Origin of the sequence: Haladaptatus sp. R4 (genome assembly GCF_001625445.1) — an archaeon.
Lineage (GTDB): Archaea > Halobacteriota > Halobacteria > Halobacteriales > Haladaptataceae > Haladaptatus.
Genome location: NZ_LWHG01000006.1, coordinates 44,116 through 56,788 on the forward strand (window position 1 = coordinate 44,116; position 12,673 = coordinate 56,788).

A 12,673-nucleotide genomic window follows, 5' to 3' on the forward strand; every position below is an offset into this window, starting at 1 on the left:
GAACCGTCGGATTACGGCTACAACTTCGTCTGGTCGAGCGACTGTATCAGGCGTTCACGGCGCTGTCGGCGATGGGGGACGAGGAGAGCGCGATTGCCGCCGTCGAATACCTGTACGAGTATCAGCAGAACGAGGAGGGGTTCCTGCCCCAAAACACGTTCCTCGACGGGCGAACGCGCTGGGGCGGCGAACAGATGGACAACATCTCGTTCCCGCAGATCATGGCGTACCAACTGCGAGAGCGCCACGGCATCGGGTTCGACGACGTGAGCTACGATTACGGGAACGTTCGCCGTTCGACGGAGTACGTCGTCGGGCACGGTCCGGCGACCGGCCAGGAACGATGGGAGGAGGAGGCCGGATACTCGCCGAGCACGACGGCGGCGGAAATCGCCGGACTCGCCTGTTCCGCCGCGCTCGCCGACGCGGAAGGGGAGGACGCCGACGCGCTCGTCTACCTCGCGCTGGCCGACGACTGGCAGGCGAACACCGAGGAGTGGATGGCGACGACGGAGGGGACCGAGGAACACACGAACACGCCCTACTACTTCCGCATCAACGACGAACTCGGCGACGACGGTGCACCACGGGCCATCAACAACGGCGGGCCGACGTTGGACGAGCGGAACGTCATCGACGCGGGATTCCTCGAACTCGTCCGTCTCGGCGTCAAGCCGTGGGACGACCCGGTCGTTCGGAACTCGTTGGCCGTCGTGGACGACACCATCAAAGTCGAGACGCCGTACGGCCCGGCGTTCTACCGCTACAACGACGACGGCTACGGCGAGCAGGGGGAGGACGAAAGTGACCAGTATCGAGAGGGCGGTCCGTGGACGCTCGACAACGAAGGACAGGGCCGACTCTGGCCCATCTTCACCGGCGAGCGCGGCGAGTACGAACTGCTCACGGGGTGTGAGCGCCGGTACGACCCGAAGTCCCTGCTCGGTACGATGGCGAAGTTCGCCAACTCGGGCGGGATGATTCCCGAGCAAGTGTGGGACCGACCCGACCCGACCGACTACGGGTGGGAGTTCGGTGAGGGAACCGGGTCGGCGACCCCGCTCTCGTGGAGCATGGCGCAGTTCGTCCGCCTCGCATACGGCGTCGAGGCCGGACGGCCGGTCGAGACGCCGAAGTTCGTGGCGGGACGGTACGCCGACGGCGAGGTTCCGGACGGACCGAACCTATCCGTCGAGTTCCCGTCCTCACCGGTCACGGATCGAACCGTGACGATTTCCGGGGATACCGACGGCGCGACGGTCGTCGTGAAGACGTCGGCGGATACCGTTGTCCGCGAGGGCGGCGAGTTCAGCGTCGACGTCGAAGTCGGCGACGGGGAGAGCACCATTACGGTGGCGGCAGCGACGGACGCCGACTCGTTGGACGAGATGGGCACGGCGGTGCGACGAAAGACCGTCGCGTACGTCGACGTCGGCGACGAGGTTGCGACGTGGGACGACCCCGAAGGCGACGACGACGGACCGGGTTCGTACACCTATCCGACCTCCGGCGAGTTCGTGGACGGCGCGTTCGACATCGAGGAGTTCGGCGTCTACGAGACCGACGACAGCTATCAGTTCCTGCTCTCCCTCGCGGGCGAGTTGACGAACCCGTGGGGCGGCAACGAACTGTCGCTCCAGACGATTCAGGTGTACCTCCGTGACCCCGAGAAATCGGACGCGGACGGGACGACGGCCGCACGCGAGGGCGTCAACGCGACGTTCGAAGCGCCGTACCACTACCGCGTCGTCGCGGAAGGATTCGTTCCGGCCCGCGTCGAAGGTGCCGACGGAAGCGAACTCACGCAGGACGTGACGATAACGGGATACGGGTCGGTCGATGCGGTGAAGCTCGAACTGCCGAAGTCGGTATTCGGCGACCTGACGGGCATGCAACCCGTGCCGCTACTGCTCGGACAGGACGGCTACAGTCCGGGCCGGATTCGACCCGTCAACGCGACCGCGGGTGGTTACACCTTCGGCGGCGGGCGCGACGACTCGATGAACCCGAACGTCATCGACCTCGTGACGCCCGACAGCGTGAGTCAGGCCGACGCCCTCGCCTACTCGGCGGACGAGTTGGCGACGATTCCGTACCTGTCGCTCTGAGAGCGGAAGGGAGATGGGACGATTCCACGAGACCACCGTTTCCGCTGTTTTCACCGGCGAAAACCACCTGATGTGGGCGAACCTGTTTTGAGGGTTCAGTGAAAACGAGTAGATATGGTACTGAAGGAATCCGAGGAGAAAATCGGGCGTGACGATCCGGTGCCGAACTTCGAACTGCGCGGCACCGACGGAGTCTTTCACACGTTGTCGGACTTCTCCGACAACAACGCCGTGTTACTCGTGTTCACCTGCAACCACTGTCCCTACGCGAAGGCGAAGTTCGACCTGCTGAACGACCTCGCGGAGGAGTACGACGACGTTGCCGTCGTCGGCGTCAATGCGAACGACGCCGAGGAGTACCCGGAGGACTCCTTCGACAACATGCAGGAGATGGTCCAGAACGGAACCATCGCCTACGATGCCTACCTCCACGACGAGACACAGGAAGTCGCGGAGTCCTACGGCGCGGTCTGCACGCCCGACCCTTTCCTGCTCCGCAACGAGGGCGACACGTTCACGCTGGCGTACCACGGCAGACTCGACGACGCGTTGAATCCCGACGCGGAACCGACCGAGTTCTACATCCGCGACGCCATCGACAGCGTGCTTGCGGGCGAGGACGTGGACTTGGAGTTCCTGCCGTCGCGTGGGTGCTCGATCAAGTGGAAGTGAAAGGGAACAAATAGATTGAATAATCGGGAGCAACCGAGGCGGTAACACCGGTGTCACGCCCCGACGTGAGCGATACCGAACATTTTGGGAATCAGCTATAAGTGGCGATTGGACGTGTAGTCAGCCATGGCAGAAAGCAGCGACACGGTAGCGAAATCAACCGGATTCAGGCTCGCCAGAGTGCTGTTCGGCGGCCTGCTGACGTACATGGGAATTTCCGGACTTCGAAACATCGAAGCACAGGCGGGCTACGCGGAAGCGAAGGGCGTCCCGATGCCCGAGTTGTCCGTGGTGGCGTCCCACTGGCTTCTCGTCGTCGGCGGCGTCGGAATCAGCCTGTGGAAACTTCCCGGACTCGCCGCCAGCGCCGCCATCAGCTTCCTGGTCGGCGTCACGCCGTTTACCCACGACTTCTGGAATCAAGAAGGACAGGAACGGGGGAACGAACAGAACCACTTCTTGAAGAACGCCGCCATGCTCGGCGCGGCATTCGCCTTCCTCGGCGTCGCCGAGAGCGAGAAGTCGAAGAAGAAGCAACAGAGCGAACGATAAGGCGGTCGCGTGCGGTATTTTCGATTTCGAATTTTCGAACAGGAGTAGCTTCAGGCGTGGTGATTTCGACTTCCGGACGTTACCACGAGAGGAGCACAGCCACCCCGCAGCGACAGCCCTCCGAATCGCAAAGTCGACCATTCCCACGAGGACGTTTTTTCGCGCAAACCTTTAGGAGCGAATCCGACGAATTCACCGTCACCGTGCCGCAACTCGAAGATTCACTGAAAATCGGGGGTGTCGAACTGCCGAATCGGCTCTATCGCGCCCCGTTGCTCGAATGCGCTGGCAACGGGGAGGACGCGGTGGACGTCCTGATTCGGGAACTCGAACCCGCCGCCGAGTCGGGTGTTGGGCTGATCTGTCAAGGAGCGACTATCGTCCGCGGGACGGGGGGCTGTGCCGCGCCGGGGATGACGCGGGTACATGACCCCGAATTCGTCTCCCGACTCACACGACTCACGGACGCGATTCACGGCCACGGGACCGGAAGTCGAATTTTCATCCAACTGGAACACGGCGGCTTGCGGAGCATGGAGACGTGGCACGCGGGCTATCGTCGGAAGCATCCCGATTTGCAACAACTCGCGGTTTCCCGACCGCCCGCCGTTCTTCGACTGCTCGATACACTGAGCTTTCTGGACTACGACCCGCACGTCCTTTCGACGGCGGAGGTGTACGACCTCGCGGCGGATTTCGGCCGGTCGGCGGCGTACGCGGTTGACGCGGGCTACGACGGGATTCACATCGCCGGGGCGAACATGGGCATCGTCCAGCAGTTCCTCTCGCCGTTCTACAACCGGCGCGACGACGAGTTCGGCGGATCGCTGGCCGCCCGAACGAGATTTCTCGAAGTCGTGTACGACGAGATTCGGGAGCGCGTCGGCCCCGACGTTCCGATCATGACGAAAGTACCGGCCGAAACGACCGCCCCCGTTTTCGTCCGGCGACATCTCTCGCTGGAGGACGGAATTCGAATCTGCGACCGATTGGAGGCGGTCGGTTTCGACGCGGTCGTTCCGGTACAGGCCTCCGTGTTCTGGGACGCGAGCATCATCCGCGGGGCGTTTCCGTCCCGCGCGTGGCGCGACGAGCGGTTCCGAGAAGGGTACGAGGAGGCGTTCGGGAGCAAGCCGCGCGCGCCGTCGTCGCCCTGCTCAACTGGCTCCAATCGCTGAAATACGACTTCGACCCGGCGTGGAACCGGCCGTTCACCCGCCGTGTGGCGGAGCAGGTTTCGATCCCCGTGCTGGCCGAGGGCGGGATTCGAAATCGACCGCAGATCGATCGACTGCTCGCGGACGGGTCCTGTGATGCGGTGGGAATGGGGAGGCCGTTCTACGCCGAACCGCGGCTTCCGGCGCGGATTTTGGACGGGGAGAGGACGGCCGTCGCCTGCGAGAACTGCAACAACTGCACCGTTCCGCAGGCGGCCGGCGCTCGCGGCGTCTGTCGCACCCCGAGCGTGCTCGAACGGAGCGGGAAACTCCGGAAAGAGGGTGCTTACGAGCGAAACGGGAGCGAAACCGATGCCGACCGCACCGAGTCGTAACGGGTATTCGGGGTGGCATCCAAACGAAGGACAGTGACGACGACGAGCACGAGTAACGAGATTTCGGACTTCTACGACGCCATCGACTCGGGCGGCCGGTGCTCACCGCCGACGAAGTCGCCCGCGTCCTCGACCGTTCGCACGAGGACGCCAACCGCGCACTCGAACGACTGCGGGACGAGCGCGACGTGGCGCGCCTCGACGTGGAGAACGACCCGGTGGTCTGGTTCCCGACGGAGTGGGAGCGACTGGCCGACCGCGAGCGAATCGTGGTGTTCCCGAAGCGCCGCGAGATCGTCGCCGACCAGCCCGAACAGTTCACGCGAGCACAGCTTTCGCAGTTCGCCCACCTCACCGACACGACGCGGGCCGGGAGCTACAGCTATCAGGTTCGACAGGAGGACATCTGGTCCGCACCCTACGACTCGCTCGACAACCTGATGCGAACCGTTCGGCAGGTGCTCCCCGAACCGTCGCCGGATCTGGAGGCGTTCATCGAGGGACAGTGGAAACGAGCGAAGCAGTTCCGCCTCTACACCCACGAGGACGGCTACGTCGTCCTACAGGCCGCGAGCGACGACCTGATGGGGAACGTGGCCCGGCAGAAGTTGAACGATAACCACCTTCGCGCACCCATCGCCGACGACGAAAGTTGGGTCGCCGAGGACAAGGTCGCGGAAGTCAAGCGAATTCTGTACGAGGCGGGGTATCCCGTCCAAGACGAGCGTGAACTGGAGACGGGCGACGAACTGCCCGTCGAGTGCGCACTCTCCCTGCGCGACTACCAACGCGAGTGGGTCGAGGAGTTCATCGACCTGAAATCGGGCGTCCTCGTCGGCCCGCCCGGAAGCGGGAAGACGGTGGCCGCGATGGGCGTCCTCGAAGCCGTCTCCGGCGAGACGCTGATTCTGGTTCCCGGCCGCGAACTCGCCGGGCAGTGGCGCGACGAACTGTTGACCCACACGGACCTCACGCGCGAACAGGTCGGCGAGTACCACGGCGGCGAGAAGAACGTTCGCCCCGTGACGATTGCGACCTACCAAACCGCCGGGATGGACCGCCATCGACAGTTGTTCGACCAGCGACGTTGGGGACTCATCGTGTACGACGAGTGCCAGCACATTCCGAGCCGAGTCTTCCGCCGGAGCGCGAACCTCCAATCGAAGCACCGCTTGGGACTTTCGGCTACTCCCGTCAGGGAGGACGACAAGGAGAAGGACATCTTCACGCTCATTGGCCCCCCAATCGGAACCGATTGGGACGCGCTGTTCGAGGCCGGGTTCGTCGCGGAGCCGGAAGTCGAAATCCGGTACGTCGGCTGGGACGAGGAGACCTATCAGGGCGAGTACGCCAACGCCGACGGGCGCGGCAAGCGCCAGATCGCGGCGACGAATCCCGCGAAACTGGACGAGATTCGGTTCCTCCTCGCCGAGCACCCCACCTCGAAGGCGCTGGTGTTCGTGGAGTACCTCGAACAGGGCGACCGGATCGCGGAGGCCCTCGACGTGCCGTTCCTGAGCGGACAGATGCGCCACCCGGAACGCGAACGTCACTTGCAGGCGTTCCGCGACGGGCGTGAAGACACCCTCGTTATCTCCCGCGTCGGCGACGAGGGTATCGACCTCCCGGACGCCGAAATCGCCATCGTCGCGTCCGGTCTCGGCGGGTCACGGCGGCAAGGTGCACAGCGCGCCGGACGGACCATGCGCCCCGCCGGACGCGCCCGGATGTACGTGCTGGCGACGCGCGGCACCCGCGAGGAGGAGTTCGCCCGCCAGCAGTTGCGCCATCTGGCGTCGAAGGGAATCCGGATTCAGGAAACCGTGCTGGACGAACGGGACGAGGAGTAGCCCGGAAGTCGGCGACGGGACTGAAGTACGGGCGGGCACAAGTCGAACCATGGCCCGCGAAGTGCGACACGACGCGACCGGCCCGCTGAAAGTGGACGAGGATGATTTCGACGACGAGAAGGGGAACATCGCCATCTGCATGTGCGGTCTCTCGTCGGACTACCCGTTCTGCGACGGCACGCACCGAACGACGAGGGACGAGAAATCGGGGACGGTGTATCGATACGAGGACGGCGACCGGCGCGAAATCGAGGAAATCGTCTACAAGGACGGCGGCGAATAGGGAAGAACACGACGAATAGCGGAGAATACGGCAAATAGCGGAGAACGCGACGACGAGTAGCGGAAAACACGATCAGCGGGGTCGGCAACAACGCCTAACCGAATCGGTGGCGTGCCGACGGTATGCATCTCGGGGGAGTGGGACGGAAACTGGTGACGACCGCAATCGTCGTTGTCGTGGTCACCGGGATCGGTTTTGGCGGGGGAACGGTCGCGACCGGTAACCCGGCGACGGGGGACGAAACACCGGCAGTGGGTGAAACACCGACAGCGGACGCCACGGCGCTCCAAACGGTCGCCGTGACCGCTGATATCGACTACTCCTGCCGGAACGTGACCGTCAAGGTCAAACCGAAGGACGTGCAGTACGACCTCGTCATCTACTACGAGGACACCGTCACGGGTCAGCGAGGGAAGGCGCTCGTCGGACCGATGACGGGGAAAACGGTCGAACCGTACGGGAACGGCATCATGTTCACGAGCGTGGACGTGATGGTGAACGGCGCGACCATCGAGAGCGAGACGATCCTGTCGAAGTGCTATCCTGACACCAAAGAGTCCACGCGCGACGGCAAGTCGTCGATCCGGACCGATTCGGGGCGGTCGACGCCATCGACGAGCGTTCGCGAAACCCGGTCCCGGTCGCGATGGCGACGACCGATTCGTCGTAACCGATTTCGCCCTCCGAGGAAAGCCGACGGATTCCGGCGAGCGTCGTCGCGGAGGCGGGTTCGACGCACAGTCCCGCACCACGGGCGAGGTGTCGTTTCGCATCGAGAATCGCATCGTCCTCGACCGAGAGCACGGCACCGTCCGTCTCGCGGACCGCCGCGAGGACTCGGTTGCCACTCGGCGGCGAAGCGTTGGCGATGGAATACGCCACGGTTTCGCCAGCCTCGACGGGTACGACCTCGTTCGCTCCCTCCCGATACGCCCTCGAAATCGGGTCGCAAGCGGCGGCCTGCACGAAGTAGAGTCGCGGAAGCGACGCGGAATCCAGCAACCCCGCGCTCCGGAGTTCACGGAGGGCGTTCCAGATGGCGCTGGCGTGTCCGCCGCTGCTGACCGGCGCGACGATTGTATCCGGTACGGTCGAACCGGTTCCTCGTGCGGCGAACGATTCACAGATTTCGAGCGCCGTCGTCTTCTGGCCCGCGACCCGAAGCGGCGCGTCGGAGTTCACGAATCGAATATCCGAAAATTCGAGACTCACGTCGTACAGTCGGCCGTAGTCGCCTTCGACCTGCACGAGCGTCGGACCGAACTGGGCGATGTGGGCGAGTCGTTCCGTCGGGATGTCGTCGGGGACCAAGACGAGGCAGTTCAGGCCAGCGCTCGCGGCGGTCGCGGCCATGCTCATCGCCATGTTGCCGTGCGAGACGGTTCCGACCCACTCGTCGTCCGTTTCGAGCGCGCGGGCGATGCCGACGGCGCTCCCCCGGTCCTTGAAACTGCCCGTCGGATTGGCGCTCTCGTCCTTGACCCACATCTCGCATCCGGCGTACTCGTCCAACCGCGGCGTTCGAAGGAGGGGCGTTCCGCCGACCGCCGAACCGATATCGGGAGTCGCCGACGGATGCCCGACCGGGAGCAACGCCGAATACCGCCAGATGGACGGGTCCGAGACCGTCGGCCACGAAAAGTCCGATGCGTCGGTCTTCGGCCAGAGCGGTTCGCCGCACGGGCAGCGTGCGCGCGTTTCCGCGTTCACTTCGTTGCCACACCGATAGCAGGCGAGCGTCATCCCCGCCGTCATCGGATCGCGTCCTCGTAGCGTTCCTTGGCGTTCGTCGCACCCGAGAGCAAGTAGTCGGCGTCGATGCCGACGACCTGAAAGTCGAATCCGGCGTCGGCCCAGCGCTCCACGTCTTCGGATTCGAGCGCGATGGTGCCGACGGGGACGCCCGCTTCGTGACCCGCCGCCAAGACAGCGGAATCTCGTGTCGAGCGAGTCGGTGTCGCCGAACCGACCGAGCGACGCGGAGAGGTCCGCCGGGCCGACGAACAGCGCGTCGATCCCCTCGACACCGGCGATGGCGGCCGCGTTTTCGACGCCGATCGAGGATTCGATCTGAACGACGACGAGACGCTCGTCGTTCGCCCGTTCGAAGTATTTTCTCAAGCTGAGTCCGTACCGCGAGGCCCGTGCCCCGGCGACGCCACGGATTCCATCCGGCGGGTAGCGCGTCGCATCCGCGATGGCTCGGGCTTGGTCGGCCGTCTCCACCATCGGAACGATAACACCGGAAACGCCGGTGTCGAGGACGCGCTTGAGTCGAGCGGGGTCGTCGTCGGCCACGCGGACGAGCGGTTCGGTGTCGCCGCTCGCCGCATCCACTGCACGGGCGAGCGATTCGACCGTCTCCAGCGACATCGCCGTGTGTTCCGCGTCGATGACGACGAAATCGAAGCCGAGTTCGGCGCTCATCTCGGCGACCGCCGGGTGGCCGATGGAAATCCACGATCCGACGGTGCGATCACCTGCACGAACTGCGTCCGCGAGTTGGCTCATGGGAATTCGAACGCGAAGGAGGGAAAAATAGGGTCCGGTCGGGGAAATTCGAGTCGCCTCAGTCCGCACCTGTCACGCTGTAAATGACGAACAGATAGCCGACCGTCGAGACGCCGTAGTTCACCGTCAAAAGCAGTCTGGTGTTGTGGAAATCCGTGAGAAACGCGCTGAACGTCGTGGCTATCGCGCCCGCGACGAGAATCGAGAACCCGATAGAGAGGGCGAGCATCGACCGTCGGGAGGTCTGAAGGTAGGCACGCATCGCCAAACCGACCATCGTGAGGCCGGTCGCCGCGAGAACGACGCTGAGTAGTATGTAGGTGAGTTCGATAGCTTGCATGGAAAGGTGCCTATGACTGTCGTCATCTACAAATCAGGCAACTGATTTAAAATTATTCAATACGGTAGTTCAGTAACTTGACCGGTCGTGACGATGCCAGGCGTAGACGGGAGAGCCTGATCCGAGAGTCGCCCATATTCAGAATATTAATCAAGTTGATGGATGGAACAGCCAGTGGAAGACAGTCGTTCAAAATATCACGACGGCGAGGAAGCCGACGAGCAACGAACCGGTCACGAGCAGTTGAACGACGCCGACGCGAGCATGCCGACGACGGCGAAGCCAGCGGTTCGGGCACCGTGCCGGAGGTCGTTCGTCCGCGTGAGTTCGACGACGAAGGTGGCGAGCGCGACGGCGACCAGCATTCCCACGGGTCCCGTGACGAACAGGGCGACGATTCCGACGACGGCCGCGACGGCGGCGGACACCATCGAACCACCGCCAGCGCGTGCGGAAATCGCGCTTCCTGCGTAGTCGGCGACGAACGCCGCGATACCGACGACCGTTGCGATGGCGACGAAGGCGAGGCCGGGACTGTGAAAGTCCGTCCCCCACCAGTAGACGTAGATTCCCGCGAGCGAGAGGGGAACTCCCGGCACGAGGGGAGCGACGCTTCCGAGAACGCCACCGAGTAGGAGGGCGAGGGCGAGGAGGAACGGCCAATCCATATGGAAATCGTGGTGCTTGCGGCGCATAACCCTTCAGGTTGCCCCGACAGCTTTTGAACCGTAGCGCCCGAGTTTCGAGTAATGAGGTACTCGTCGTCGGAGCAACCGGGTTCGTCGGCCGCAACCTCGTCCCCGAACTGATCGAACGGGGTCACGAAGTCGTGGCGATGACTCGAAACGCTTCGACGTACGACCCGCCGGAAGGCGTGTCAGTGGTGGAGGCGGACTTGAACGACCGCGAGAGCCTTCGCGGCGTCTTCGACGGAGTGGACGCCGCGTACTACCTCGTCCACTCGATGGGCGAGAGCGAGGACTTCATGGCACACGACCGGGTCGCGGCGCGAAACTTCGTTTCGGCCGCTCGGGGATCGAAACTCTCCCGCGTGGTGTATCTCTCCGGTCTCGGCGGGGAACGGGTCACGCTCTCGGATCACCTCAAATCGCGTCGGGAAGTGGAGTACATCCTCGGTACCGGGGCGTACGACCTCACCGTCCTTCGGGCGGCCATCGTCATCGGCGGCGACAGCGCCAGTTTCCGGATGGTCCGGCAGTTGGCCGAGCGTCTGCCGCTCATGATAACGCCACGATGGGTCCGGACGAACTGCCAACCCATCGCCATCGAGGACGTCGTCGGTTATCTCGTCGGCGTCCTCGACACGCCGGAGACGGCCGGTGAAACGTACGAAATCGGCGGGCCGGACGTACTGACGTACGGCGAGATGGTAATTCGGACGGGCGACCTGCTCGACAAACGCGCGACGATGGTCCCCGTTCCCGTCCTCAGCCCGCAACTCTCGGCCTACTGGGTCGATCTGGTCACCGACGTCCCCAAAGTCGTCGCGCATCCGCTCATCCTCGGACTGAAGACGCGCACCGTCGTGGAAGACGACCGGATTCGCTCGCTCGTCCCCATCGAACTGACACCCTTCGACGACGCCGTGCGGCGCGCAATCGCATGAGCAGGGCAAACCGGATGAACACGCCGGAGTATCGATGGGCCTACGAGAGCAGCGCGGACGGGATTCCGGGCGTCACGTTCCCCGATTGGCTCGCGCTGACGATTCAGTTCGTCCTCTTCGAGGGACTCATGTTGTTGCTCGCGTGGCGATACGACCTCTGGCACGCCGTTCCGGCGGGTACCGCGGCAATCGTCGTCGCCACCGCCGGAAGCGCGCTGATGCTCCTCATCGGACGACGAGTGCGGGACCTGACGATTCCGATGGTGTACCGAAAGCTGTTGTTCGGGTCGAGCATCGAGGTGGTTCTCGGCGTCCTCGCCTACGTGGCGTTGGTCACCTACTTGCTGGTGTACACGCCTCGGACCGGAGCGCCGCTGCTCGAATCCCTGCTCGCGGACGTCGCCCCCGATTCCGGCCGTGTTTCTCACCCTGCTCGTCCTCTGGGACGTGTGCTACCGAATCGGCACCGCGTGGTGGGCGAGCGTCATCGGCTTCTGGGTCTCCGTGAAGTATCCGAGCGAGTCGGAGACGCGCCACGACCTCCGGCGTGTCGATGCGGTCGTCATCGCCTTCGCCGTATTGCAACTCGTTCTGGTCCCGTTCGTCTGGGGCTACGACCTGCTGGTGCTCGCCCTGGTCGGACACGTCGTCGCCGTCTTCTGCGTCTCCGGGAGCGCGATTTTCATCCGCACTCGCCGCTCAACTATTTAACCGATGACGGTGTAATTCGCTGGTAGTCCATGTCCGACGGCGACCCATCGTTCTCGATTCCCCACCGTCCGCGCCGAACGTATCCGCGACGGGGTGGCGTTCGCTACGAAGGGGAGACGCTGTTTCGACTCTCGCCCGACTCCGACCCGTCCGAGAACGACCTCACCGCGCTCGTCGAGCGGGTACTGGACGGGGATGCCTACACCTACGGCGACTGGTTCGACCTTCCCGTCCCGATGTATCTCGTCCGCGACCGCGAACACGACACGACCTTTCGCGTCGTCGTGCGCTACGGTTCCGTCGAACTACACATCCTTCCGGACACTCGTTCTGAGGGGTTGAAGTCGATCTATCGACGATTGTCCGCAGAATCCCCCGTCTCGTGGAACGTTTCGTGTGAGTCGAATCCGGAAAACTAGTCACTTTCGGAGTACAACCATTATATACCATCGGCGGGACAATGCAAT

10 protein-coding genes and 3 pseudogenes are annotated in these 12,673 nt (G+C 63.9%); 9 read left to right on the forward strand and 4 right to left on the reverse strand.

Translation table 11 applies throughout. From position 1 onward, the window contains the following. Nucleotides 1–71 precede the first annotated feature (71 nt). From A4G99_RS26795 to A4G99_RS02925, 6 genes and pseudogenes are all read left to right on the forward strand, one after another. Nucleotides 72–2,108, forward strand: coding sequence for a glucodextranase DOMON-like domain-containing protein (locus tag A4G99_RS26795; RefSeq protein WP_223301657.1), 2,037 nt, complete (start codon nucleotides 72–74; stop codon nucleotides 2,106–2,108). 114 nt (nucleotides 2,109–2,222) lie between these two features. Further along, nucleotides 2,223–2,780, forward strand: coding sequence for a thioredoxin family protein (locus A4G99_RS02905; protein WP_066139241.1), 558 nt, complete (start codon nucleotides 2,223–2,225; stop codon nucleotides 2,778–2,780). A 126-nt stretch (nucleotides 2,781–2,906) separates the two neighbouring features. Continuing rightward, on the forward strand, nucleotides 2,907–3,332 hold the full coding sequence (locus A4G99_RS02910; protein WP_066139243.1) for a DoxX family protein: 426 nt from the start codon (nucleotides 2,907–2,909) through the stop codon (nucleotides 3,330–3,332). 203 nt (nucleotides 3,333–3,535) lie between these two features. Beyond that, nucleotides 3,536–4,884, forward strand: a pseudogene (locus tag A4G99_RS02915) (NADH:flavin oxidoreductase). 98 nt (nucleotides 4,885–4,982) lie between these two features. Then, on the forward strand, nucleotides 4,983–6,734 hold the full coding sequence (locus A4G99_RS02920; protein ID WP_066139246.1) for a DEAD/DEAH box helicase: 1,752 nt from the start codon (nucleotides 4,983–4,985) through the stop codon (nucleotides 6,732–6,734). A 49-nt stretch (nucleotides 6,735–6,783) separates the two neighbouring features. Then, nucleotides 6,784–7,017, forward strand: a complete 234-nt coding sequence (locus A4G99_RS02925; RefSeq protein WP_066139249.1) for a CDGSH iron-sulfur domain-containing protein — start codon at nucleotides 6,784–6,786, stop codon at nucleotides 7,015–7,017. A gap of 474 nt (nucleotides 7,018–7,491) precedes the next feature. Here A4G99_RS02925 and thrC read toward each other — a convergent pair whose 3' ends face one another. From thrC to A4G99_RS02940, 4 genes and pseudogenes are all read right to left on the reverse strand, one after another. After that, nucleotides 7,492–8,772 (reverse strand): threonine synthase, encoded by a 1,281-nt coding sequence (gene thrC, locus A4G99_RS29710; protein WP_394337435.1) that lies wholly within the window; start codon nucleotides 8,770–8,772, stop codon nucleotides 7,492–7,494. Beyond that, nucleotides 8,769–9,528 (reverse strand): annotated as a pseudogene (locus tag A4G99_RS29715) (HpcH/HpaI aldolase/citrate lyase family protein). Before A4G99_RS29715 ends, thrC begins: the two are co-directional and overlap by 4 nt. 58 nt (nucleotides 9,529–9,586) lie before the next feature. Further along, nucleotides 9,587–9,868 (reverse strand): hypothetical protein, encoded by a 282-nt coding sequence (locus A4G99_RS02935; protein ID WP_066139252.1) that lies wholly within the window; start codon nucleotides 9,866–9,868, stop codon nucleotides 9,587–9,589. Between the two features lie 233 nt (nucleotides 9,869–10,101). After that, the gene (locus tag A4G99_RS02940; protein ID WP_223301659.1) at nucleotides 10,102–10,536 is read right to left on the reverse strand and encodes a DUF456 domain-containing protein; all 435 of its coding nucleotides are present in this window, start codon (nucleotides 10,534–10,536) and stop codon (nucleotides 10,102–10,104) included. 53 nt (nucleotides 10,537–10,589) lie between these two features. On the opposite strand from A4G99_RS02940, the gene A4G99_RS02945 reads away from it, so the two are divergent. From A4G99_RS02945 to A4G99_RS02955, 3 genes and pseudogenes are all read left to right on the forward strand, one after another. Beyond that, complete coding sequence (locus tag A4G99_RS02945; RefSeq protein ID WP_066139255.1) at nucleotides 10,590–11,495, forward strand: NAD(P)H-binding protein; 906 nt, start codon at nucleotides 10,590–10,592, stop codon at nucleotides 11,493–11,495. Nucleotides 11,496–11,509: 14 nt separating this feature from the next. Next, a pseudogene (locus A4G99_RS02950) lies at nucleotides 11,510–12,206 on the forward strand (hypothetical protein). A gap of 29 nt (nucleotides 12,207–12,235) precedes the next feature. Then, nucleotides 12,236–12,625 (forward strand): hypothetical protein, encoded by a 390-nt coding sequence (locus A4G99_RS02955; protein WP_066139258.1) that lies wholly within the window; start codon nucleotides 12,236–12,238, stop codon nucleotides 12,623–12,625. Nucleotides 12,626–12,673 lie beyond the last annotated feature (48 nt).

What these genes read in the sequence shown, in the direction of transcription:
- A4G99_RS26795 (WP_223301657.1), top strand. Translation starts at nt 72, where the DNA reads ATGGGGGACGAGGAGAGCGCGATTGCCGCCGTCGAATACCTGTACGAG.
- A4G99_RS02905 (WP_066139241.1), top strand. Translation starts at nt 2,223, where the DNA reads ATGGTACTGAAGGAATCCGAGGAGAAAATCGGGCGTGACGATCCGGTG.
- A4G99_RS02910 (WP_066139243.1), top strand. Translation starts at nt 2,907, where the DNA reads ATGGCAGAAAGCAGCGACACGGTAGCGAAATCAACCGGATTCAGGCTC.
- A4G99_RS02925 (WP_066139249.1), top strand. Translation starts at nt 6,784, where the DNA reads ATGGCCCGCGAAGTGCGACACGACGCGACCGGCCCGCTGAAAGTGGAC.
- thrC (WP_394337435.1), bottom strand. Translation starts at nt 8,772, where the DNA reads ATGACGGCGGGGATGACGCTCGCCTGCTATCGGTGTGGCAACGAAGTG.
- A4G99_RS02935 (WP_066139252.1), bottom strand. Translation starts at nt 9,868, where the DNA reads ATGCAAGCTATCGAACTCACCTACATACTACTCAGCGTCGTTCTCGCG.
- A4G99_RS02940 (WP_223301659.1), bottom strand. Translation starts at nt 10,536, where the DNA reads ATGGATTGGCCGTTCCTCCTCGCCCTCGCCCTCCTACTCGGTGGCGTT.
- A4G99_RS02955 (WP_066139258.1), top strand. Translation starts at nt 12,236, where the DNA reads ATGTCCGACGGCGACCCATCGTTCTCGATTCCCCACCGTCCGCGCCGA.